This window comes from Corallococcus sicarius (assembly GCF_003611735.1).
GTDB classification, from domain to species: domain Bacteria; phylum Myxococcota; class Myxococcia; order Myxococcales; family Myxococcaceae; genus Corallococcus; species Corallococcus sicarius.
The window spans coordinates 1-23,067 of the sequence record NZ_RAWG01000142.1; the positions used below are offsets into that span (position 1 = coordinate 1).

A 23,067-nucleotide genomic window follows, 5' to 3' on the forward strand; every position below is an offset into this window, starting at 1 on the left:
CTCTCCCGCAGGGCGAGGAAGGGATGCCCGAGACGTGGGCAGGCCGCAGCTTCAAGGGGAAGCCTTCCGGACAGGCGATGTCCCCGAACACACGGCCCATGAATCCGACGCGAGTGCCGCTGGCCGCATGGGGGCGTGCCCTCCTGCTGGCGCTGCTGCTCGTCGGCCTGGCCCTCCTGGCCCGCTCAGAGGCCTTCCAGTCCGTCCTGCGCCGGACCCTGGACGCCACCGCGCCCGTCATCGCCGAGCACCCCTTCTGGGGCGCGGTGCTCTTCATCCTCCTGTCCGCGCTGTCCGCCATGGTGGCCTTCTTCTCCAGCGCGCTGCTGCTGCCAGTGGCCCTCGAAGCCTGGGGGAAGGCGGTTTGCGTGCTCCTGCTCTGGGTGGGGTGGATGCTCGGTGGCGCGTGCGCGTATGGCATTGCCCGGCACTTCGGCCGGCCGGTGGTCCGCCGCCTCGCCTCCAGCGACCTGCTCCACCGCTACGAGGAGCGCCTCTCCCGACGCACCCCCTTTGGACTGGTGCTCCTGTTCCAGCTCGCGGTTCCCTCGGAGCTCCCCGGTTACGTGCTCGGCCTGGCGCGCTACGGGCTGCGCCGCTACCTGCTCGTGCTCGCGCTCGCGGAGCTTCCCTACGCGGTGGGCACCGTCTACCTGGGCGCCAGCTTCCTCGAACGGCGCACCGTCGTGCTGCTCGCCCTCGGGGCCGCGGGCCTCCTGTTCGGCGCGTGGGCCTTCCACGTGCTGCGCGAACGCCTGGGCACATAGGGGACCGCCGTCACGGAGCTGTGCGGATTCAATGCATGGCATGCGGCGCGGGCGGAACCCCTTCGGGCCGGTGGGCAGCACCCTCGGCCCGAAGCGAGAGGAAGCTGCGCACCGCCTGCTCCACGGTCGGGTGGAGGTTCTCCTTGCCCATCCGCTGCGCCAGCCCCGTGCGCCGCAGCATCCGCCGCAGGGGCGCACGGGCCTCGGCGATGCCCAGCACCACGCCCTCCTCCTCGAACTCCCGCCGCAGCTTCTCCAGCCCCTCGGCCGCGGTGACGTCGAGGTCGAACGCGGCGGACGCATCCAGCACGAACCACCGCACCGGCGTGCGCGCATCCGCCACCAGCGCCCGGGCCTGCTCGCGCAGGTGGCGGGCGTTGGCGAAGAAGAGCGGCGCGTCGAAGCGGTAGATGACGAGTCCCGGAATGGTCTCCGCGTCCTCGTACCGTTCGATGTCGTGGAAGCCCGCCCCTCCGGGTCGCTCGCCGAGCACCGCGTCGTGCGGCCGGGCGGCCCGGCGGATGAGGTCCCCCAGCGCCAGCACCACCGCGATGAGGATGCCCTGGAGGATGCCCAGCACCACGACGCCCAGCATCGTCGCCACCGCCAGCACCGCCTCCACGGGCCGCACGCGCCACAGCGCGACGATGGACCCGACATCCATCAGGTACACGGCCGCCACGATGACGATGGACGCCAGCGTCACCAGGGGCAGGTTGCGCAGCAGCGGCGTGAAGAACAGCGCGAAGACGAGCACCACCACCGACGCCATCACCCCGACCCACTGCGTGCGGCCCCCCATGGCGGCGTTGACCGCCGTGCGTGAGTCACTGCCCGTGACGGGGAAGCCTTGCGTGAGGCCCGTGGCGAGGTTGGCGGCCGCCTGCCCCAGGAACTCCTGGTTCGTATCCAGCCGGTAGCGGAACCGGTCCGCGTAGATGCGCCCGGTGAGCACGGAGCTGGCGTAGTTGACGAGCGCCAGGCTGAAGGCGGCCGGCAGCAGCGCCCGCACGTCCCCGAACCGGACGGAGGGAACTCCGAAGGCCGGAGGCGCCGGGGAGAGCGCGCCCACGACCTGGATGCCACCCTGCGCCCACTGGAGCAGCTCGCCCGCCACCGTGGTCAACACCACCAGGATGAGCGGGCCGGGCGCCCGGGGCAGCAAGCCCCGCAGCAGCACCAACACCCCGATGATGCCCACGCCGAGCAGCACCGTCGGCACGTGGGCCCGCTGGACGTTCGCGCCCACTTCATACACCTGACCGGCGAAGTCGCCCGCCTTGCGCTCCAGCCCGAAGAGCTTCGCCAGCTGGCTGCCGATGATGATCAGCGCCGCGCCGTTGACGTAGCCGACGAGGATGGGCCGGGACAGGAAGTCCGCGAGCGCGCCCGCCTTGAAGAGCCCTCCGAGGAGGCTCAGGACGCCCACCATCAGCGCGAGCAGCGCCGCCAGCGAGGCGTAGCGCGCGGGGTCCACTCCCGCGGCCAGCGGGGCCAGGGCGGACGCGGTGAGGATGGCGGCCCCCGCCTCGGGCCCGAGGATGAGGTGCCGCGAGGGCCCGAACAGCGCGTACGCCAACATGCCCGCGATGCCCGCGTAGAGGCCCGCCGCCGGGCGCACCCCGACGATCTGCGCATACGCGAGCCCCTGGGGGATGAGCATCGCGCCCACGGTGAGCGCGGAGAGAAGATCCGCCACGAACCCCTGGCGCGAAGCGCCCCGCGCAAGCCCCAGCCCGGGGACGACGCGCGCCACCGCCCGCCATCTCCTCGCGGACGACGGACTCCGGAGCCTGGGGTGCATGCATGCCTCCCTGGATTCAACGGCGCACGCTCCGCCACCGCACGGCAAAGCTGGACCTTGCCACGCGTGTCGGCAAACAAGAGGCACGCGCCTGCCCCTCGGGAGCCACCAGCCGGCGTGGCGGTCGAACCGGTGAGCCTTGGAGCCCGGTGACCGCGGCCCCAGATCCTGGAGAGGTCTTCCCCGCGACACAGGAGGTGCTCATGACAGACACACGTACTGGAGGGAGGTGGAGCAGGAGTTGGTGGGGCCCCGTGCTCGCCCTGCTCCTGGGGGTGACACCCCTGATGGGAGGCGCGCAGCAGGCGAAAGCGCCCGCCGAGCCCGCCGAAAAAATGGACCCCCAGGCCCAGCGCATCCTGCGCCAGATGAGCGACTTCCTGGCCGCGCAGCGCGAGTTCTCCGTCCGCACCGAGGGGACGCTCGATGAAGTGCTCGAGTCGGGGCAGAAGATCCAGCGGCAGCGCGAGGGCGACGTGAGCGTGCAGCGGCCCAACCGGCTCCGCGTGGACCGCAGCGGAGACCTGGCCCGCCTCCACCTCTTCTATGACGGCCAGCGGTTCACCCTCCAGGGCGAGCGCGCCAACGCCTATGCGACGACCCCGGCGCCCTCCACCCTGGATGCCACCCTGGACATGGCCTCGCTGCGGCTCGGACTGGATGCGCCCGCGGCGGACCTGCTCGTCAGCGACCCCTACACCGCCCTCACCGAGGACGTGCGCTCCGGCAGCTACCTGGGCCGCGCCGTGGTGGACGGCACGCCCGTGCACCACCTGGCGTTCCGCAACCGCGAGGGCGTGGACTGGGAGCTCTGGGTCGAGGACGGCCCTCGGCCCCTGCCGCGCAGGTACGTCATCACCTCCCGGGACATGCCGGGTTCGCCGCAGTACTCGGTGAGCCTGTCCGACTGGAACCTGTCGCCCCAGTTCACCCCGCAGCAGTTCCAGTTCACGCCCCCGAGCGATGCGATGCGCGTGTCGTTCGCCGAGCCGAACCCGCAAGGCGGCAAGCCCGAGGGAGGTGCGAAATGATGATGCAGGCGCGCAGGTGCCGCCAGCGGGCGGCGGGGATGTTGCTGGGGCTCTTCGTCATGGGAGGACTGCTCCCGGAGGCCCTGGCCCAGTACGGCACGTCGCGCCGGGTGGCGCGGCGCACCTCGCGGCGCACGTCCTACCGGCATGACGCCGTGTACGGCGGCGGCGCCACGAGCGCGGCCGTGGTGGCGGTGCCCGTGGGCGCGGCCACCGTCACGGCGCTCCCCGCGGGCTGCATGGCCGCGCCGGTGGGCGGCATCACCTACCAGCAGTGCGGCTCCGTCCGCTACCGCCCCTACTACCAGGGAGAGAGCCTCGTGTACGCCGTTGAGTAGCCCCTGGCGCTTTCGGCGGTGAGGCCCTGCTTCATCGCCGAAAGCGCCCACGTCTCCTGGGGTGGGCGAGCTCCGGCGTTCGGCCCCCCAGGGTGGGGCAGCGCGCGGACCGCGACGGAGGGCACCGCCGGGGGGTCGGTAGACGCACAGGCGCGCCCCCCCCACGTTGGACGCCCATGATACCGACCACGTTGGGGCTGCTCCTGCTCCTGGGTGTGGCACCCGCCGAAAGTGCTTCCGCCGCGCAAGCCCCGGCATGCCACACCGACAATGCCCGCGAACTGGGCGGCCACACCTTCCTGCTCCCCATCCTCCAGCAGAGCGCCCTGGTGACCACGAACGCGGGCCTTCGCGAAGGCATCGCGCGCTACGACGTGCCGGACGTTCCTGTCGGCAGGCTGGGCACCCGGGATGTGCTGCTCACGGGCGTCCAGCAGACGCTGGACCTGGGCATCGCCTTCACGGACTGGCTGGGCGTGGCGGGCTTCGCGCGAGCCACCGTCATCACCGGGGCGGATACCCCCTCGCTGCTGCTGCGGGGCGCGTCGGTGGAGCTGCTCGGCCAGGCGGGGGCCGTCGTGCGGGTGTGGCGCAACGAGCCCAGCGGAACGCAGCTCTCCCTTCGCGCCAACGTCGGCCTCGAGCACGGCAGCGACATCACCGTCCGCTCGTTCGTCAATGGCATCCTGAACGACCCGGAGCTGACCTTCGAGGACGTGCTGGAGGGCAACCTCGACCAGTTCATCCGCGTGCCCACGAGAGAGACCTCCGTGAATGGCGGTGCGTTCCTGGCCCAGGCCTTCAGCCGGACGTTCTCGCTGCAGGCCTCCGCGTACGGCGAGTACGCCTGGCGCGAGCGGGAGCCCTTCATCTCGGCGGATGGCGGCCGCGTCACCCAGGAGTCGCGCGCGGCGCGCGTCAACTTCGCGGTCGCGCTCGCCGCGGACTTCGCGCCCCACGGCGTCCCCCTGGCCCTCCTGGGCGAGTACCTGTTCACCACCGGCGAGGAGACCGAGGTAGGCCGTCCCGTCAGGACCCTGGGCGCCAGCACGGTCGCGCTCGGCCTCTATTACACCGGGCGGCCCCACCTGCAGCTCGGCCTGGGCGCGGCAACCACCCTGAACGCCGCGCGCCGCCTCGGCCTCGGAGAGCAAGGCGAGGAGCGCGAGTCCGGCAAGCCCACGCTCAGCTACGGGCAGCTCATCCTGCGCTACATCTGGTGAGCCCCGACTCCGCACGCGCGCAGCACGGGCTCAGGAGGGCACGCTGCCCGGGGGCAACCGCTCCGCGTTCTCCTTCCGGTCCTGCCGCTTCGCCCAGACCTTGTAGGGAATCAACGCGATCAGCCGGACGATGACGATAGCGGCCACCCCCGCCGCCACCTTCAACGCCTGGAGGCCCGGGTAGCTGTGGATGATGATGGTCAGGGTGAGGGCCGGAGGGGCGAGGCCCGCGGTCAGCGCCACGGCCTTGCGGTCCTCCAGCCTTGGCCCGCCCGCCCAGTGTCCCAGGAAGGCCGAGGCGGACACGAGCACGAGCAGGGCCAGCACCGAGGCGCCCCCCAGCTCCCCCAGCCGGGGCGGCGCCTTGACGAGGAGGAGCACCAGGACCACCAGCAGGAGCACGTTGAACAGGCGGCTGGTCCACACGGCCAGCACCTCCGCCCAGCGTGGAGAGAGGCGTTGGACGGCCATTCCCACCACCAGCGGAGGGACGACCTTCGCGAGCAGGGTGCGCAACACCAGGCCGGGGCTGGCCTGGAGCTCGAGCCCCATCACGCGGTCCATCACCGACACCCAGAGGGGCACGGTGATGAGGGTGCACAGGGCCAGCAGCAGCAACAGGTTGACCGCCGTGGTGACGCTCGCGCGCAGGGACTTCGCCTGCTTCACCAGCAGGGGCGCTCCGGGGCTGATGGCCGTCAAGACGATGGCGGCCGCCACCACCGAGGGCAGCCGGAACAGCCGCACCAGCGCGAACGCCAGGAGCGGCACCCCCACGAGCACCACGGCCAGCGCCCGCCCGTAGAGCGCCGGACGCTGGAATATCTGTCGGACCCCTCCGCGGCGTGCCGCCAGCCCCGCGGAGAACATGAACAGGACGATGGCGTTGGACAGCACGAAGGTGATGACGGTCTTCAGCATGGCGCACTCCCCTTTCCAAGGGTCCGGGCCGCTTCGCCCACCGGCTACACGGGGCTCCTGCGCCAGCGCACCGCCAGCACGGAGAGGACCGCGAGCGCGCTGCCCACGCTCGCGACAGCCATCAACGGACGGCGCAGGCCCGTCGCGAGCGCCTCCAGCGCGCCACGCAGGGTCGCGGCGGCGGTGCGCTCCGCGAGCTTCTCCACGGAGGCGCCCAGCGCCTGGCCCGAGGTCGCGATGCTGGACGTCAGTTCGTCGTGGACGCCCGCCGCGAGTCCCCGCGCCAGGCCCTGGCCGGCGCGCTCCAGCAGGCTCACGAGCGCGTCGGAGTCCTCCTGGAGCTTCGACGCGAAGCCCTCGACGAGCCCGCGTCCCACCTTCGAGGCCACCTCCTCCCCCAGCGGGGCCAGCACGCGCGCGTCCTCCACGAGCGCGGGCACCGCCTCGTGCAGCCGCTCCGAGGCCTCCGTCACCATGCTCCCGACGATGATCCGCGCCCGCTGTCCCGGCGTGTGGATCTCATCGGTGCGGGAGCGGGCGTACTCCACCGCGTGGTCGAAGAGGAGGTTGAGGCGCACCATGAAGTCATGGACCGGCAGGCCGCCTTCCTGCCACTCCCGCTCCAGCACCTCCAGCGCGCCTTCCATGGCCGCGGCGGCCAGCGTGTGGGCCGCGGCCCCGGGCGCCGCGCCCTCGCGCTCGGCCGCCTCATGCGCCAGCCGCGCCAGCACCGTGAGCACGTCGTGGGCGATGGTGCGCCACTGCCCGTCCAGTTCGGGCAATTCCTCGCGCAACCCGTCCGCCGCGCCGTGCACCGCGCCGCTCGCGACCCCGCTCGCCAGCAGGCGTTGCAACGACAGGGTCAGGTTGCGAAGCGCTTCGACGGGCCTCCCATGTTTCTCGCTGGCCATCCACGCACCCGTCCCTTCAGCGCTCCTGGCGAAACCTCTCATGGGCGGACTCCACCCGTTTGAAGTGAGGCCGACACACGCCCGGGACAAGCGGCCCCCTTGCGCGGAACCGACGCGTTGACTGGCGGCTCCCAGGTGCGGCGCCAACGACACCGGAGGAATCACGGCCTGGCGTCCAGGGGCTCGCGCGCCTTGCGCCCGCGAAGGATGACAGCCCCGGCGTCCGCGCAGAGCTTCAAGGCATCAGCGGAGCGCGCCTCCGCCCCGGGAGGCCCTCGTGCACGACACACCCGAACCCATGCCCCTGGCCGAGGAGGACCGGGCGGTGGACTTCCTGCTCGACCTCGTGCGGGCGCTCCACCTGGCCTACGTGCCCGCCAACGTCGTGGAGTCGCTGATGAAGGGCGCCGCGCAGGGCCTGGGGCTGCGCCTGGAGCTCTTCACGCTCCAGAGCTTCGTGGCGACGGAGGTCACCTCGGGGGCGCGGCGGCGGGTGGACATTGAACGGGTGCCCTTCAATCCCCACTGGAACCTGCGCCGGTCGTCCGGGGTGCTCCTGGTCGCCCGCGCGGTGGCGGCGGGGCAGCTGCGCCTCCCCGAGGCGCGTGCCGAGCTGGAGCGCGTCGTCCAGCAGCGCCCGGCATACCCGGAGTGGTCGGTGTTCATTGCCTATGGTGTGTACAGCGCGGCCGTCGCCGCCCGCGTGGGCGGAGCGTGGCGGGAGCTGGCCGTGGCGGGCCTCATCGGTGTCGTGGCGGGCCTCATCCACTACGGCACGCTCCAGTCCATGCGCATGGACCTGCAGAAGAGCTTCCTCGCCGCGTTCGTCGGCACGTTGATGGCCTTCGGCTTCTCCCTCCTGCTGCCGCCGTTCGATCTGACGCGGGCCTTGTTCGGAGGGGCGACGCTGCTCATCCCCGCCATGGTGGTGACCCTGGGAGCGGCGGAGCTGGTGAGCGAGTCCGTCGAGGCGGGGATGACACGTCTCACCTACGGCCTGCTGCGCTTCCTGCTGTTGGGCGTGGGCATCGTCGCCGCGGCCCGGCTCTGGACCCTGCTCCTCCCACTCCCCGCCGATGCCCAGGCGACCCCGCTGCCGGAGCCCCTGGTGCTGGCGCTCGTCGCGCTGGGCGGCATCGCGCTGACGGTGTGCATGGGCGGTCGGCGGCGCGAGCTTCCGTGGATCGTCGGCGCGGTGCTGCTGGCCTTCGGGACTCAGGAGCTCACGAAGCTCCTCTTCGGAGGACGCGGCAGCCCGCTGCTGGCCAGCTTCGTGCTGGGCATCGCCGGGCTCCTGTATGCGCGGTGGCCCGGGAGGACCGCGACGACGGTCATCATGCCCGGGCTGCTCCAGCTGGCTCCCGGCTTCCTCGGCACCCAGGTCATCGTGGCGCTGCTCCAGCCGGGGGTGCCCGCTTCCGGCGAGCGCTTCTTCGACGTGCTCCTGGTGGCGGCCCAGCTCGTCCTGGGCCTGGTGTTCGCCTCCGCCGTCGTCAGCGCCCCGGGCCTGCCCTCGCGCCGGCCGGTCTCCCCCTGAGCTCACACCTCCCCGGGCCGCAGCCACAGGCCGAAGCGCACCCGAGGCGGGTGGGCGACACGACGGGACGGACCCCATCGTGTCGCCGGGCTCCTACTGCCGGGCCATCGCGATCCTCAGGAGCTCCTCGCGCGAGACCAGGTCGCTGAAGTTCTCCTTGCCCTTGTCCAGCTGCACCCACTTCACCCGGCCGGTGAACCTGCTGTCGCCGTTGTGGAAGCCCTCGGCCACGGGCGACCCCATGTCGATGCCCACATCGGTCGTCTCGTCGGCGGAGAACACGTTGGGCAGGGTTCGCTCCACCCGGCCGCGGCCGACCGCCTTGCCGTCAGCATAGAGCGTCACGTCGCCGCCCTTGCCCACGCCGCCGCCGTCGTACTTGAACGCCATGCGGACCTGGTGCGTGCCCGGAAGCAGCTCACGCTCGGCCACGACATAGAAGCGCTGCAGCCCGCCGAAGTTGTAGCAGTAGGAGAGCCGGCCCCCGCGCGTGTAGAGGCACCAGCCGCCGAACGCGCCGCCCTGGCTGACGATGACACCGTTCGCGCCGCTTTCGGGGACCTCCACCTCGGCGGTGACGTTGTGCGACTTGTTCTTGATGTTCAGGACCGAGTTCTCGCTGAGCCGCCGCATGGTGCCCGACAGGATCTGCGAGTCGCCCTGGATGAGCTCCGGCCGTCCCGCGATCTCCGAGTTGAAGCGCTCGGCGCCGCGGTCGTCCAGCGGCAGCACGTAGTACCGGGCGGCCTCGATGAGGAAGAGCTGCTGCAGCTCCCGCAGCTTCTGCGGCTGCTCGGCGGCGAGGTCGCGCGCCTGCGTCCAGTCCTTCGTCGTGTCGTAGAGCTCCCAGACGTCGTTCTCGAGGCTCGTGTGCGGTGCACCCTCCCAGGGGGTGCGGTGCTTCGTCACCGCGGTCCAGCCCTGGTGGTAGATGCCGCGGTTGCCGAACATCTCGAAGTACTGCGTCTCATGTCGCTCCGGCGCCTTCGCGTCGTCGAAGCAGTAGCGCATGCTCACGCCCTGCATCGGGGTCTGCTGCACGCCGTTGACGCTGACCGGCTGGGGCAGGTTCGCGGCCTCCAGGAGGGTGGGCGCCACGTCGATGACGTGGGTGAACTGCGTTCGGACCTCGCCCTTGGCGTCAATGCCGTGGGGCCAGTGGACGATGCAGCCATTGCGCGTGCCGCCGTAGTGCGAGGCCACCTGCTTGGTCCACTGGTAGGGCGTGTCCATGGCATGCGCCCAGCCCACCGCGTAGTGGTTGTAGGCCTCGGGCGTGCCGAGCTTGTGCATGTTCTGGATGAGGTACTCGGGCGTCTCCACGCCTTCGATGCCGTTGAAGATGAAGGCCTCGTTGAGGGTGCCGTTGAGGCCGCCCTCGGCGGAGGCGCCGTTGTCCCCGAGGATGTAGTAGACGAGCGTGTCCTCCAGCGCCCCCATCTTCTCCAGCGAGTCGATGAGGCGCCCCACGTGGAAGTCCGCGTACTCGAGGAAGCCCGCGTAGACCTCCATCTGCCGCGCGAGCACCGGCCTCAGCTTCTCCGGCATGTCCTCCCAGGAGGGGATCTCCCCGGGGCGCGAGGTGAGCCGGGCATCCTGGGGGATGACGCCGAGCTTCTTCTGCCGCGCGAAGATCTCCTCCCGCAGCGTGTCCCAGCCGGCGTCGAAGCGGCCCTTGTACTTGTCCGCCCACTCCCGGGGCACGTGGTGCGGCGCGTGGGTGGCGCCCGGGGCGAAGTAGACGAAGAAGGGTTTGTCCGGCACGAGCGCCTTCTGCTGGCGCACCCACGCGATGGCCCGCTCCGTCATGTCCTCCATGAAGTGGTAGCCCTGCTCCGGCGTGCGGTCCGGTTCGATGGGCACCGTGTTCTCGTAGAGGGCCGGAGAGTACTGGTTCGTCTCCCCCCCGACGAAGCCGAAGAAGTGTTCGAAGCCGGAGCCGGTGGGCCACCGGGTGAAGGGCCCCACCGGGCTCGTCTCCCAGACGGGCACCTCGTGGCACTTGCCGAACTGCGCGGTGCTGTAGCCGTTGAGCTTGAGCACCTCCGCCACCGGCGCGCAGTGGTTGGGGAGCACGCAGCTGTAGCCCGGCGAGGAGGTGGCGATCTCCGTGATGCCGCCGAAGCCCACCGCGTGGTGGTTGCGCCCGGTGAGGAGCGCGGCGCGCGTGGGTGAGCAGAGCGCCGTGGTGTGGAAGCGGTTGTAGCGCAGGCCGTTGGACGCCAGGCGCTCCGCGGTGGGGGTGTTGACGACGCCACCGAAGGCGCTGGACGCCCCGAAGCCCACGTCGTCCAGCAGGATGACGAGGACGTTGGGCGCGCCCTTCGGAGGCCGCAGCTGGGTGATGGGCGGGAACTTCGCGCTCGGGTCCGTGGCGCTGAAGGGACGCACGCCCTGGTAGGGCTGGTCCGGGATGGGGAGGACCTCCCGCTGGAGGCTGTCATTGGGAGAGGGCCCGCCACCGTCGCCCGCCTGCCGCTGCTTTCCGTTCTTCTTCATGTTCCGCCCTTCCCGGGAGAGCCCCGGTGGCGGGAAGGTGAGCGTGCGTGAGACGCAGGCACAGTGCTCCACGGGGCAGGCGCGCACGAGGTTCACAACGCTCCCCGTGACCCGGGCAAGACGCGGGCGTGAGGACTGCAGGGCCCGCGCGCGAGGCCTAGCTTTGAAGCTGCCATGAACATCCCCGCCTCGCTGTTCGACTTCTCGCTCGTCCAGGGAGGTCTGCTCGTCGGCCCTGGACGGCGGCACCTGCTTGCCCTCCCCCGCCGTTCCTCCCTGCCCGGGCGCGTCCTCACCCTGACGCTGGTGGCCTGGCTGCCGCTCCTCCTGCTGTCGCTCCTCCACGGCGGGTCTGCGGTGCCACGCGCCTTCCTGCGCGATGCAGCGGTGCACGTCCAACTGCTGGTGTCGCTGCCGCTGCTCATCGCGACCGAGCGCTACATCGACTTGAGCGTCGCGGCGGCCGTGCGCCAGTTCGTCGTTTCGGAGCTGATTGATGCGAAGCACCTGGGCGCCTTCGAGGACATCGCGCGCGGGGTGATGCAGGTGCGGGGCAAGGCCTCCCTCGAGGCCGGGTTGCTGCTGGCCGCCTTCGCCCTGTCCTTCGTGCAGCTGTCCGCGAGTGCGGCCCCGGGGTGGAGCCACACGGAGCCTGACGGTCCGCTCACCTTCGCCGGCGGGTGGTACCTCGCGGTGAGCCGGCCCCTCGTCCGGTTCCTGTTGCTGCGGTGGCTGCTCCGGGGCGCCCTGTGGGCGGTCTTCCTCTTCAGGGTCTCCCGGCTGCCGCTCGCGCTCGTGCCCACCCACCCCGATGCCGCCGGCGGCCTGGGCTTCCTCGGCACCTGCCAGGCCAGCTTCTCCAGCCTCGTCTTCGCGGTGGGCTGCACCCTCACCGCGCAGCGCCTGCGGTGGGCCCCCAGCAGCGACCTCCTGGGGTACGCCACCCACCTGCTCGCCTTCGCGCTCCTCGCCCTCGTCGTCCTGTTCGTCCCACTGCTCCCCTTCTGCCGCCCGCTCCTGCTGGCGAAGCGCCACGGGGACCACGCCTTCTCGGGCGTGGCCGCCTGGCACTCGCGACGCTTCGAGCGCAGGTGGTTCCACCGCGAGGAGCCCGCCGGGGTGGATCCCCTGAGCGCGCCCGACTTCTCGTCCCTCACGGACCTGGGCACGTCGTTCGCCACCGCGCGCGACATGCGGTGGCTGCCGGTGAACTACCGCGCGGCGCTGGCCATCCTCTGCGCGGCCATGGCCCCGATGGTGCCCCTGCTCTTCATCGACCGGCGCTTCATCGCCGTGCTCACGGCGGTAGGCAAGAGCCTGCTCTGACGCCGCCTCTCGCTGGCGTCCCCCCCCAGGCGATGGACAAGGTCCCGATGCATTCCCAAGGGGGGGGCGACATGGCGAAGAAGGAAGCGAAGAAGGAAGCGAAGAAGCAACCGAACATCCTCATCATCTGGGGAGACGACATCGGCTGGTTCAACCCGAGCTGCTACCACCAGGGGGCGATGGGCTACCGCACGCCGAACATCGATCGCATCGCCGCCGAGGGCGCGCGGTTCACCGACTGGTATGGGCAGCAGAGCTGCACGGCGGGGCGCGCCGCCTTCATCACCGGCCAGTCACCGATCCGCACGGGCCTCACCAAGGTGGGGCTGCCAGGCGCGAAACTCGGACTGCAGGCCGAGGACCCCACCATCGCCGAAATGCTCAAGCCCCTGGGCTATGCCACCGGCCAGTTCGGCAAGAACCACCTGGGAGACCGGGACGAGTACCTGCCCACGGTGCACGGCTTCGACGAGTTCTTCGGCAATCTCTATCACCTCAACGCCGAGGAGGAGCCGGAGAATCCGGACTACCCCAAGGACCCCCACTTCCGGAAACACTACGGGCCCCGGGGGGTCCTGCACAGCTGGGCCCAGCCTGACGGCACGCAGCGAATCGAAGACACCGGCCCGCTGACGAAGAAGCGGATGGAGACGGTGGATGAGGAGTTCCTGTCCGCGTGCACGGACTTCATCGAGCGCAACACCGCCGAGGACAAGCCCTTCTTCTGCTGGTTCAACTCGACCCGCATGCACGTCTTCACGCACCTGCGCAAGGAGTCGCAGGGCGTGACGGGCCTGGGCCTCTACCCGGACGGCATGGTCGAACACGACGGCCACGTGGGCAGGCTGCTCGACAAGCTCGATGAGCTGGGGATCACCGAGAACACCATCGTGATGTATTCAACCGACAACGGCGCCGAGGTGCTGAGCTGGCCCGACGGCGGCAGCACCCCGTTCCGCGGCGAGAAGGACACCAACTGGGAGGGCGGCTGGCGCGTGCCCTGCGTCATCCGCTGGCCGGGCGTCATCGAGCCGGGGACCCTCTCGAATGAAATCTTCTCGCACACCGACATGCTGCCCACGCTGGTCGCGGCCGCCGGTGAGCCCGACATCGTGGAGAAGCTCAAGCGCGGTCACACGGCCGGGAAGAAGACGTTCAAGGTCCACATCGACGGCTACAACCTGCTGCCCTTCCTCAAGGGCGAGGTGGAGAAGAACCCGCGCCGTGGCTTCTTCTACTGGAGCGACGACGGAGACCTGATGGCGCTGCGGGTGGATGCGTGGAAGCTCCACTTCCAGGAACAGCGCTCCCATGGATTGGGCGTCTGGCAGGACCCGTTCACGGAGCTGCGCATCCCGAAGCTCTTCAACCTCCGGAGCGACCCCTTCGAGCGGGGCGACAAGGACGCGACGCTCTATTACGACCTGTGGACCGCCCAGCACATGTTCGTCCTGGTCCCCGCGCAGGTCATCGTCGGCGAGTTCCTGAAGACCTTCGAGGAGTTCCCTCCCCGCCAGAAGCCCTCGAGCTTCAGCATCGGTCAGGCGCTTGAGAAGGCACGGGAGACCCAGAAGAAGCTGGCCCGAAACGTCCCGCCCGAGGAGGAGGCCGTGGCGCCCGCGGGTGAAGAGCAACCCGCGATGCATTGAGCCCCCGGCTCAGGGCGTCCCGCTGAACACCGTCTTCCAGTCGTCGCGCATGCTCACGACGGTCCAGCCTCCCTCCTTCGCGGCCCGGAGGGAGGCCCCGTCCTTCTCCTCGTAGGCGAACTCCCTCGCGGCGTCGTCGTGGTGGATGAGGAGTTGGAAGGAGGGTCCGCGCCGCTCTTGGGACGCGCCGAGCATGGCGATGTCGCCGCCACTGCGGACGTTGCCCGCGACGAACACCGGGGACCGGCCGATGTGCAGGTCATTGCCCACCGGCTTGCCCTCCTTGTCATTGAGGTGGTCCACGCGCGGCTCGCGCCACAGCACCTGCCGGCCGCCGCGCTCCTCGTATTTCTCCGCGAGGCTGCTGCCGATGACCTGCTGCGGGGCAATGCCATACACCTCTTCGGAGAAGACGCGCATGAAGTCGATGCCGCCCCCCGAGCTGATCCACGTCTGGAAACCGTTGTCGCGCAGGTACTGGAGCAATTCGAGCATCGGCTGGTAGGCGAGCTGCGTGTAGGGCACGCCGAGCTTCGGGTGGCGCGCCGTCTTGAGGAACTCACGCACGTCGGCCAGGAACTGCTCCTGCGTCATGTTCGCGTGGGTGGCCGCGAGCAGCTCCATCAGGGCCTTCTCGCCGCCCTCCATCAAGGTGTCGAGGTCGCCTTCCAGCACGGCCTTGTAGGGCTGCTTCTTCCGCAGCGAGGGGTCCTTGTCGGCCAGCGCCCGGACGCGCTCCGCGAGGAAGGCGCCCTGGACCGCGGGCTTCTCCTGCCAGAGCGTGCCGTCGTTGTCGAAGACGGCGACGCGCTCCTCCACCGGGAGGAAGTCCGGGCTGCCCTGCGTCGTCACGCGGGAGACGAAGCCGACGATGGCCTGCTTCACCGGGCCGTCGCTCCACGACGGGAGGGGGTCGGCCTGCGCGGCCTGCGCCCGGGCCGTGGCCGGGAAGGCCAGGCCGAGCACGAGCCAGAGCACGACGAAGAGGGCCTGACGGCCGACAGGCATGGACATGGACATGGGAAGCACCTCTCCCTGACACGCTGGGAGCGCCCTGTCCCCGGCGCAACACGCGGGGGGCACGCCTGCACCGTCGACCCTTTGTGCACTTCGCACCTTGAACGGGCGCCCTCCCTTCACCATCTTTGCTGTCCCCCAGGCGCCACGGAGCCCCAGCCCACCATGTCCCTCACCCGCGCGGCAGACCTCCCCGAACACGTCGATGTCTTGATTGTCGGTGCGGGCCTCTCTGGGATTGGCGCTGCGTACTACCTGCAGCGGGACCACCCGTCGAAGTCGTACGCCCTCCTGGAGGCCAGGGGAGCGACCGGCGGGACGTGGGACCTCTTCCGCTACCCCGGCATCCGCTCCGACTCGGACCTCCACACGTTCGGGTACGAGTTCAAGCCGTGGACGAACGACAAGTCGATTGCCGGCGCGGACGCCATCCTCGCCTACCTGCGTGAGACGGCGGCCGAGTATGGGATTGACCGCAAGGTTCGGCTCCACCACAAGGTGCACGGCGCGGCCTGGTCCAGCCAGGACGCCCGCTGGGTCGTCGACGTGGAGCGCACCGATACCGGCGAGCGACTGAAGCTCTCCTGCCGGTGGCTGTTCTGCGCGGCGGGCTACTACCGCTACGACCAGGGCTTCACCCCCCGGTTCGAGGGCGTCGAGCGCTTCCAGGGCCGCGTCGTCCATCCCCAGCACTGGCCCGAGGACCTGGACTACAAAGACAAGCGCGTCGTCGTCATTGGCAGTGGCGCCACAGCGGTGACGCTGGTGCCGGCGATGGCGGGAGCGGCGGCGCACGTGACGATGCTGCAACGCACGCCCACCTATATCGTGCCCGTCCCCGCCGAGGAGTGGCTCGCGAAGGTCCTCAGGAAGGTGCTCCCGAAGGCCTGGGCTCACGCGCTCATGCGGCGCAAGAACATCGGCATGCAGCGGTTCATCTGGCGCTTCTGTCAGCGCTACCCGCACGTGGCACGGCGGCTCATCCGCTGGACGAACGCGCGCCAGCTCCCGAAGGGGTACCCGGTCGACGAGCACTTCAACCCGCCCTACAACCCGTGGGCCCAGCGGCTGTGCATCGTCCCGGACGCGGACCTCTTCAAGGCCATCTCCAGCGGCCAGGCCTCGATGGTGACGGATCACATCGAGACCTTCACCGAGAAGGGTCTCCGCCTGAAGTCGGGCCAGGAACTGGAGGCCGACCTCATCGTCACCGCGACGGGGTTGAACGTGCAGGCGCTCGGCGGCATCCCGCTGACGGTCGACGGGGCACCGGTGCATCTGGCCGACCGGGTGGCGTTCAAGGGCATGATGCTCAGCGGCGTGCCGAACTTCGCGCTCGCGCTCGGCTACACCAACGCGTCCTGGACGCTGAAGGTCGGCCTGCTGTGTGAGCACTTCTGCCGCCTGCTCGCGCACATGGATGCGCACGGCCATAGCATCTGCACCCCCGAGCTGAGCGACCCGGCGATGCCGACCCGGCCGCTGCTCGACTTCGACGCCGGGTACGTGAAGCGTTCGCTGGAGGCACTGCCACGTCAGGGCGAACAGGCCCCCTGGCTGATGTCGATGGACTACCAGGCCGACACCCGGATGCTGTGCAAGGACGCGGTGTCGGATCCGCACCTGCGCTTCTCCTCCCCCGTCCGTCCGGGGAGGGAGGCCTCCTGAAGGACACAGCCGCGGGGTGTCTGCTGTTCACACCCCGGGCCGCCCCGCCCTGGCGAATCAGGGCAACGCGTGTCATGTCCGGGGCGCGGCCCTCGGCCGGCATCAACGACACGAAGAGGAGATGTGATGGGATTCCTGAGACCTCACGCGGCACGTATCTACGCCCTGCTCCGGATCATGACGGGCTTCATGTTCCTGTTCCACGGGATGCAGAAGCTGTTCGGCATGTTCGGCGGAGTGCCCCCCGGAGCGCCCGCCTTCATCATCTACGGCGCCGGTGGCATCGAGCTCGTCTGCGGCGTGCTCGTCTTGATTGGCCTGTTCACCGGACCCGCGGCCTTCCTCGCGAGCGGCACCATGGCGGTCGCCTACTTCATGGGGCACGTGTTTCCCCAGAGTCACATCCTCCCCATCGTGAACCAGGGCGAGCTCGCGGCGCTCTACTGCTTCGTCTTCCTCTACATCTCCGCGCACGGCTCGGGCATCTGGAGTGTGGATGACGCGCGCGGAGGCACGAAGAGCCGGACCGCGTCCGCCTGACGCAGCCTGCCGGGGGCTCACCGGCGCGAGTGCGTCCACCACCGCACGGCAAGGCGGGCCCGGGGGCAATACCCGAGTGGGAGGCCCCTCCCAACCTTGGCCGCACCGGTCCGCGCCATGTCCCCTGCCCCTCGCTCCCCACGGCGCGTGCTTGTCGCGGTGCTGACGGCGCTCCTCACCGGCTGCGCCATCACGGCGCCTCGCACGGAGCTCCAGGAGCGCGTGGGCCGGTCGGACCTCGACGTGGGCACGCTGCGCATCCGCGTGCGGGACCTGGCCCGGCGGCTGCCTGGCATGCTGGAGGTGCTGGCGGAGGACATCGCCACGCACACGGACTCGGCTCCCGTGCGCCGCGCCATGTTGGAGTTCAAGACCAACGCGGTCCCCACGCTGCAGGCCGCTCTCTTCCAGCCGGATCCGGTGGCCGCGCTTGTGGACGCCTGGGCCCTGGTGGCCCAGCTCCAGGACCTGCTGCCCAAGAGAGCCGCGGGCGTCTCCCCGGAGGTGCTGGCCCGCGCACGGGACGGGCTGCGCCAGGTGGAAGCCGAGCTGGAGGCGCAGTGGAAGGAGCTCGCGGACACGGACGACCTCTCCCAGGTGCGTGAGCGCGTACACCAGTGGGCCTCCGAGCATCCGCTCGAGGGCCACGCCTACGCGCGCGAGTCCACCGTGCCGCTGCTGGCCGGCCTCACGGACCAGTCCCAGCAGCGCCTCACGCGCAGGGCGGCGACCCTGATGGAGGACACGCGCGACCTCACCGCGCGGCTGGACCTCTATGCCGGCAGCCTGCCCCGGCAGGCCCGGTGGCAGGCGGAGCTGGCCGCGACGCAGATGTTCTCCGCCGCGCTCGACGCGCCGGCCCTGCGCACGGCCCTGGGCGATCTGGACCGGACGGTGGACATCCTCGACCGCTTCGGAGGGCTGGCCGCGAACACCCCCGCGCTGGTGGCGCGTGAACGGGCGGCCGTGCTGGACGCGCTGGAGCGGGAGCGGCTGGCGCTCCAGGGCTTCGTCTCCAGCGAGCGGCAGGCCGTGCTCGCGAGCATGGGCCAGGAGCGCGCGGCGGTGGTGGAGGCCCTGCACGCTGAACGCGTGGCCACGCTCCAGCAGGTGGACGGCCTCGCGGGCGGCTGGGTGGACCACGCCTTTGATCGGGCGACCCGCCTGGTGGACCGCGTCTTCCTGTGGCTGCTCGGGCTGGCCCTGCTGACGCTCGTGGGAGGGCTGCTCATCGCGGCGGTGGTGACGCGGGCGGGGCGCGCGTCACGGAAGATCGCGCCATGAGCCCCTGACCGCCCGAGCCACCGGGAGTCACCGGACGGCGGGGCGGTCGAGCCGGTGGTGCTTGGAACCTCCAGGTCGTGTCCCCAACGTCCTGGAGCAACAAGCCACGCGCCCTCCAGGGCCCTACCCCGGAACCGACATGCCCCACGCTCGCCGTCTTGCCTCCGTGTTGCTGCTGCTGGTGATGGCAGGCTGCTCCAGCATCGCGACGACCACGGATTACGATCCGGCCTCCGTCAGCAAGGTGGACGCGTACCGCAGCTATGCGTGGCTGCCCATGCCCGAGGGCGCGGACCCGCGCGTCTACAACCCCCTCGTCGGAAGGCGCGTGATGGACGCGGTGGACCGCGAGCTGGCGTCGCGCGGCTACCGCAAGGTGGAGCAGGACCCGGACTTCAAGATCGGCTGGCACGGCGCCATCGATCAGAAGCTGGACGTGCAGACGACGGGCGTCGCCTACGGGTACACCTGGGATCCGTGGTTCTCGCCCATGGGCCCGGGCATGGGCGTGGGCGGCTCGGGCGTCCCCTACTCCACCGTCGACGAGTACGAGGAGGGCACGCTCATCCTCGACGTGGTGGACGCCGCCTCCAACAAGCTCATGTGGCGTGGCACGGCCCAGGCCGAGCTGTCGGAGAACCCCTCGGAGCAGAAGCGCCAGGATCGCACCCAGGAGGCGGTGGAGAAGATCCTGGAGCGGTTCCCGCCCGAACCCAAGAAGTGAAGCCCGCTGCCCCACGGAACGAACCAGGCGTCCCCTCCCGACAGCTTCTCGCACGCGAGGACCGGTGCCGTCGGGACGGGGCGCGGGCCAGCTTGGCTGCCGGGGCCCCTGTGTCCGCCCCCTCTCCCCAGGAGCCGGGCCATGAGCACCCTCAGCAGCGATGCGGTCGTGAGACGGGAGCCGGAGCCCCTGACTCCCGCCGAGCCTCCACCGGGCGAGGCGCCCTCCCCGGACATGCGGTGGATTCCGGGCGGGACGTACTGGATGGGCTCGGATCACCACTACCCCGAGGAGGCCCCCGCCCACCCGGTGACGGTCTCCGGCTTCTGGATGGACTGCTTCGCGGTGACGAACCTGCAGTTCGCCCGCTTCGTGGACGCCACCCACTACGTCACCGTGGCCGAGCGTCCGCTCAACCCCGCGGACTACCCCGGTGCGCTCCCGGAGCTGTTGGTGCCCGGCTCGCTCGTCTTCCGGAAGCCCGCCGGCCGCGTCGACCTGCGGGACATCTCCGGGTGGTGGGCCTATGTGCCGGGCGCCAGCTGGCGGCACCCGGAGGGCCCTGGCAGCCACCTCAAGGGACGCGGCAGTCACCCCGTGGTGCACGTCGCCTTCGAGGACGTGGAGGCGTACGCCACGTGGGCCGGCAAGGCGCTGCCCTCGGAGGCCGAGTGGGAGCGCGCCGCGCGCGGCGGATTGGATCGCCAGGAGTATTGCTGGGGCGACGAGTTCACCCCGCGGGGCCAGCACCTGGCCAACACCTGGCAGGGAGAGTTCCCCTGGCAGAACCTGCGCTCGGATGGCTTCGAGGGCACCTGTCCGGTGGGCAGCTTCCCGCCCAACGACTTCGGCCTGCACGAGATGGCGGGCAACGTGTGGGAGTGGACGACGGATTGGTTCCAGTCGCGCCACACGGGCAACAAGGGCAAGTCGTGCTGCATCCCCGTCAACCCGCGCGGGCCGGCCCGTGCGGACGGCAGCCAGGATCCGCACCAGCCGGAGGTGAAGATTCCCCGCCGGGTGCTCAAGGGCGGCAGCCACCTGTGCGCGCCCAACTACTGCCTGCGCTACCGCCCGGCCGCGCGCTCCCCTCAAGCCGTGGAGAGCGGCGCCAGCCACATCGGCTTCCGCTGCATCGTGCGCCCCGCGCCGCACTGAGCGCGGGCCCGCGCGGCTAGCGGGTCGGAGGCGTGGGCCCGTGCTCCTCGGGTTCCGCCGCGCGCGGCCCGGACGTCGCTGTCGGCGCGCTCTGCCAGGGCCAGCGCCCTTCCAGCTCCACCTCCAGCGTGAAGCTGAGGAAGGTCCGGATGAGGACGATGAGCCCGAGCACGAGCACCTGGCCCAGGCTGGGCTCCTCGGCGACGGTGCGGATGATGTCCGCCGCCACGAGCAGCTCCAGTCCCAGCAGGATGGCGGAGCCAAGGTTCTGCCGGAGCTTGCGGTAGGTCTGACGGGGGGGCAGCGCCCGGTGGCGCACGACGGCAATCATCACGGCGAGCAGCGAGCCCAGCACCATCGCCCCGACGCCCGCCGCCTCGAAGTACCTCGCCGCGAGCCGCACGAGTTCGGTGAACGCCATGGTGCACCTCCCAGGGGGCTGCGACACCTGCGCCGCATGCCCGCCACGGGCGGCGCGGTCCGGCTCAGAAGATGATGCCCATGTTGAGCGTGGCGTTGTAGCTGTTGCCCTGCACGAAGTTGGCGTCGAGGGGGTCCTGATTCACGCCCCCCGCTTCGGGAGCGAACTGCTCGTCGAAGAGGACGTTGTAGTGGGTGCGCAGGTCCGCGGAGACGGTGCCGGTGTAGAAGCGCAGGCCCGCGCCCACCGGGACGGCGCCCACGGTGTCGTCGCGGAAGCCCAGCGCCTCACCGCCAAAACGCACGTTGAAGTCACTCAGCCCGATGCCCCCCAGGATGTAGGGCTGCAGGCGACTGGTGGTGAGCCCGAGCGTGGCCACTGCCTGGCCACCGTTGCGGACGAGCTCCGGACTGCCCACGAGCGCTTCCGCCCCGCTCCCGTCGATGGAGTTCACCGCGCCGCTGTAGCCAAGCTCCAGCCCGATGAGCCGTGATGGTTTGAGGCCCACCGTCACGCCGTAGGCCACGCCCGGGTCGATCCACGGCGCGAGCCCGGCGCTGTAGCCCTCCACACCGCCTCCCGCGGAGACCGTGAGGCCGCGCATGTCGGCCTGCCCGCCCTGGGCCAGGGCCCCCGTCCCCCACAGCGCGCACACCACCAGCAGTGTCTGGATGCTCTTCATGCCCGCATCTCCAGTTCGCTCCGGGTTCAGCGGAAGGCTGTGGACGCGGCCAGGAATGTTCAACCGGGACGCGCTTGCGTGCGCGCGTGTGTGCCTGCCCCACCCTTCGGGCCGGCGCGTGCTCCGGCCCCGCGGGAGGCGCCGGCCGGCGACCCGACTCTTCCCGGATTCAGGGGTAGGATCGAAGAGGATGGGATACGGCACTTTCGGCGATCTACAACTCGAGGCGGAACTCGGGCGTGGCTCGCAGAGCGTCGTCTACCGGGCCTCACGGGGAGGAGCCGTCTTCGCGCTGAAGGTGCTCCGTGAGGACGTGGCGCGGTCCGGGCGCGTCTCACGGACGCGCTTCCGCCGGGAGGCCGCGCTCCTGGCCTGTCTGCGGCACCGGAGCCTGCCTTCCATCCTCGAGGTGGGTGACGTGGAGGGGCGGCCCTATCTCCTGCTTGAGTTGGTCCTCGGGCCGAGCCTCGCGGCCTGGTTCGCCCAGGGGCGGCTGCCGGAGGCGTCGCTTGTCTCCATCGCCCGGGAGCTGGCCGGGGCGTTGTCGGAGGTCCACCGGCATGGGCTGATCCACCCAGGGCGAGCCAGGCGAGTTCAAGGTCACCACGTCCGTGGGGCTCGGGGAGCTTGGCGTGCACGGGGATGAGGTCGAGGACGTCCTCCGCGCGGCGGACGAGGCGCTCTACGCGGCCAAGCGCGGCGGCCGGAAACAGGTGCAGATCGCCCCGGCGCGGGCAGCCTGATCGCTCGGGCCGTCTACTCCGGGTCGAGAGACCAGGTGCCCTCTTCCCAGCGTTTCAGCGCCTGGCTCGCCTTGAAAGGCACGAACCCCTCCCCTTTTGCCGCCTCTTTCAGGACAGCCGTAGCGTCCTGCGTCCGATAGCGAAGAAGGTAGGCAGCGACCATGACACGAACATCCATACGGGGGTGTTCGAACAACACGGTCAGCGCCTGGCGTCCGGCATCCCCATGCGCACGAAGCTTGTCGAATGTGGAGATGTATTTCCTTGCATGCTTGTTTCCAGCCTTTGCATCGCCGCGCCAGATTGCATCAGTCTGGGCAGCCACATTCTCCGCGAACTGACTGACAAGTTCTTCCATGGTCATGGCCACAGGCCTTTTCGAATGTTCTCGATGGACAGAAGGCCGAAGTCGCGCTGGGCTTGAGATGACTGCGTGCTCAGCCACTGACGCACAGTGAGACTTGAAGTACCAATGAGGTCAGGCTGTTTGGTGGAATAGAAAGCACTCACGCGCCGATGCAGTGCCTCATCCAGGGGAATGACGTTCTCGGCATTGTGTAAAGCCTCTGGCCCGAACTGCTTTGCGTTGCCCGGAGTCTGCTCAACGATGTGGTGCCACTGTTTCCCGCTGCCCGCCGGGCCCATGGCCTTCTTGAAACCGCTGAAGGACTTCCACGCCCTGAATGCTCGCGACCCGAGCCCGGCCCCCGCCGTGCTCGCGCCACGCGAGGACATCACCACGGCCCCCGGTGCAAGGGTGACCGTGAAGCCGTCCACGGCCATGGCCACGGTTTCAACCTGCCCCACCACCGCGAACCCCACCC

General features: G+C 70.4%; 21 protein-coding genes and 2 pseudogenes. 14 read left to right on the plus strand and 9 right to left on the minus strand.

Annotated elements, in window-relative coordinates; genetic code table 11:
• On the plus strand, positions 1–767 hold a 767-nt coding region (locus D7X12_RS21730), incomplete at its 5' end, for a TVP38/TMEM64 family protein (RefSeq protein WP_244224706.1).
• A 28-nt stretch (positions 768–795) separates the two neighbouring features.
• Here D7X12_RS21730 and D7X12_RS21735 read toward each other — a convergent pair.
• Entirely contained in the window at positions 796–2,571 is a 1,776-nt protein-coding gene (locus tag D7X12_RS21735) for a SulP family inorganic anion transporter (RefSeq protein ID WP_120627194.1), read from the minus strand.
• 254 nt (positions 2,572–2,825) lie between these two features.
• On the opposite strand from D7X12_RS21735, the gene D7X12_RS21740 reads away from it, so the two are divergent.
• The 3 genes from D7X12_RS21740 to D7X12_RS21750 all read left to right on the plus strand — a co-directional run bounded on the left by D7X12_RS21740 (position 2,826) and on the right by D7X12_RS21750 (position 5,163).
• Positions 2,826–3,602 carry a DUF2092 domain-containing protein gene (locus tag D7X12_RS21740; RefSeq protein WP_158620094.1) on the plus strand — a complete coding sequence of 259 codons (777 nt, stop codon included), beginning with the start codon at positions 2,826–2,828 and terminating at the stop codon, positions 3,600–3,602.
• The gene (locus D7X12_RS21745; protein WP_147443763.1) at positions 3,599–3,940 is read left to right on the plus strand and encodes a hypothetical protein; all 342 of its coding nucleotides are present in this window, start codon (positions 3,599–3,601) and stop codon (positions 3,938–3,940) included. Before D7X12_RS21740 ends, D7X12_RS21745 begins: the two co-directional genes overlap by 4 nt.
• 176 nt (positions 3,941–4,116) lie before the next feature.
• On the plus strand, positions 4,117–5,163 hold the full coding sequence (locus D7X12_RS21750; protein WP_147443764.1) for a hypothetical protein: 1,047 nt from the start codon (positions 4,117–4,119) through the stop codon (positions 5,161–5,163).
• Positions 5,164–5,193: 30 nt separating this feature from the next.
• Here the strand turns inward: D7X12_RS21750 and D7X12_RS21755 are convergent, their stop codons facing one another.
• Together D7X12_RS21755 and D7X12_RS21760 are read right to left on the minus strand one after the other, a co-directional pair.
• Positions 5,194–6,084, minus strand: a complete 891-nt coding sequence (locus tag D7X12_RS21755; RefSeq protein WP_120627198.1) for a bile acid:sodium symporter — start codon at positions 6,082–6,084, stop codon at positions 5,194–5,196.
• Positions 6,085–6,128: 44 nt separating this feature from the next.
• Entirely contained in the window at positions 6,129–6,995 is an 867-nt protein-coding gene (locus tag D7X12_RS21760) for a hypothetical protein (RefSeq protein ID WP_120627199.1), read from the minus strand.
• Between the two features lie 277 nt (positions 6,996–7,272).
• Between D7X12_RS21760 and D7X12_RS21765 the strand changes: the two genes are divergently transcribed.
• Positions 7,273–8,532, plus strand: a complete 1,260-nt coding sequence (locus D7X12_RS21765) for a threonine/serine exporter family protein (protein ID WP_244224707.1) — start codon at positions 7,273–7,275, stop codon at positions 8,530–8,532.
• A 93-nt stretch (positions 8,533–8,625) separates the two neighbouring features.
• On the opposite strand, the gene D7X12_RS21770 is transcribed toward D7X12_RS21765, so the two are convergent.
• Positions 8,626–11,031, minus strand: coding sequence for an arylsulfatase (locus tag D7X12_RS21770; RefSeq protein ID WP_120627201.1), 2,406 nt, complete (start codon positions 11,029–11,031; stop codon positions 8,626–8,628).
• A 174-nt stretch (positions 11,032–11,205) separates the two neighbouring features.
• Here D7X12_RS21770 and D7X12_RS21775 point away from each other — a divergent pair, with 174 nt between their 5' ends.
• A complete protein-coding gene (locus D7X12_RS21775) occupies positions 11,206–12,357 on the plus strand; it encodes a hypothetical protein (RefSeq protein WP_120627202.1) in 1,152 nt (383 codons plus the stop codon).
• 71 nt (positions 12,358–12,428) lie between these two features.
• Positions 12,429–14,006 carry an arylsulfatase gene (locus D7X12_RS21780; RefSeq protein WP_167509027.1) on the plus strand — a complete coding sequence of 526 codons (1,578 nt, stop codon included), beginning with the start codon at positions 12,429–12,431 and terminating at the stop codon, positions 14,004–14,006.
• A gap of 9 nt (positions 14,007–14,015) precedes the next feature.
• Here D7X12_RS21780 and D7X12_RS21785 read toward each other — a convergent pair whose 3' ends face one another.
• Positions 14,016–15,026: an HAD family hydrolase gene (locus D7X12_RS21785; RefSeq protein ID WP_244224708.1), complete on the minus strand. Its 1,011-nt coding sequence runs from the start codon at positions 15,024–15,026 to the stop codon at positions 14,016–14,018.
• A gap of 162 nt (positions 15,027–15,188) precedes the next feature.
• Here D7X12_RS21785 and D7X12_RS21790 point away from each other — a divergent pair, with 162 nt between their 5' ends.
• The 5 genes from D7X12_RS21790 to D7X12_RS21810 all read left to right on the plus strand — a co-directional run bounded on the left by D7X12_RS21790 (position 15,189) and on the right by D7X12_RS21810 (position 20,397).
• A complete protein-coding gene (locus D7X12_RS21790; RefSeq protein ID WP_120627204.1) occupies positions 15,189–16,691 on the plus strand; it encodes a flavin-containing monooxygenase in 1,503 nt (500 codons plus the stop codon).
• 126 nt (positions 16,692–16,817) lie between these two features.
• Positions 16,818–17,231: a DoxX family protein gene (locus D7X12_RS21795; protein ID WP_120627205.1), complete on the plus strand. Its 414-nt coding sequence runs from the start codon at positions 16,818–16,820 to the stop codon at positions 17,229–17,231.
• Positions 17,232–17,327: 96 nt separating this feature from the next.
• Positions 17,328–18,515: a chemotaxis protein gene (locus tag D7X12_RS21800; RefSeq protein ID WP_244224709.1), complete on the plus strand. Its 1,188-nt coding sequence runs from the start codon at positions 17,328–17,330 to the stop codon at positions 18,513–18,515.
• 139 nt (positions 18,516–18,654) lie between these two features.
• Positions 18,655–19,239: a DUF4136 domain-containing protein gene (locus tag D7X12_RS21805; protein WP_120627207.1), complete on the plus strand. Its 585-nt coding sequence runs from the start codon at positions 18,655–18,657 to the stop codon at positions 19,237–19,239.
• 141 nt (positions 19,240–19,380) lie between these two features.
• Positions 19,381–20,397: a formylglycine-generating enzyme family protein gene (locus D7X12_RS21810; RefSeq protein ID WP_120627208.1), complete on the plus strand. Its 1,017-nt coding sequence runs from the start codon at positions 19,381–19,383 to the stop codon at positions 20,395–20,397.
• 16 nt (positions 20,398–20,413) lie between these two features.
• Here D7X12_RS21810 and D7X12_RS21815 read toward each other — a convergent pair whose 3' ends face one another.
• Together D7X12_RS21815 and D7X12_RS21820 are read right to left on the minus strand one after the other, a co-directional pair.
• A complete protein-coding gene (locus D7X12_RS21815) occupies positions 20,414–20,818 on the minus strand; it encodes a DUF1622 domain-containing protein (protein WP_120627209.1) in 405 nt (134 codons plus the stop codon).
• A gap of 64 nt (positions 20,819–20,882) precedes the next feature.
• Positions 20,883–21,500, minus strand: a complete 618-nt coding sequence (locus D7X12_RS21820) for a hypothetical protein (protein ID WP_120627210.1) — start codon at positions 21,498–21,500, stop codon at positions 20,883–20,885.
• 190 nt (positions 21,501–21,690) lie between these two features.
• On the opposite strand from D7X12_RS21820, the gene D7X12_RS45380 reads away from it, so the two are divergent.
• Both D7X12_RS45380 and D7X12_RS21830 read left to right on the plus strand, forming a co-directional pair.
• On the plus strand, positions 21,691–22,146 hold the full coding sequence (locus D7X12_RS45380) for a protein kinase domain-containing protein (RefSeq protein WP_158620095.1): 456 nt from the start codon (positions 21,691–21,693) through the stop codon (positions 22,144–22,146).
• Positions 22,091–22,243: pseudogene (locus tag D7X12_RS21830) on the plus strand (diguanylate cyclase domain-containing protein); the annotation flags it as partial. The gene D7X12_RS45380 and the pseudogene D7X12_RS21830, both read left to right, overlap by 56 nt.
• A gap of 13 nt (positions 22,244–22,256) precedes the next feature.
• On the opposite strand, the gene D7X12_RS21835 reads toward D7X12_RS21830, so the two are convergent.
• Positions 22,257–22,607: a DUF2019 domain-containing protein gene (locus D7X12_RS21835; RefSeq protein WP_120627216.1), complete on the minus strand. Its 351-nt coding sequence runs from the start codon at positions 22,605–22,607 to the stop codon at positions 22,257–22,259.
• A pseudogene (locus D7X12_RS42985) lies at positions 22,604–23,067 on the minus strand (AHH domain-containing protein); the annotation flags it as partial. The pseudogene D7X12_RS42985 and the gene D7X12_RS21835, both read right to left, overlap by 4 nt.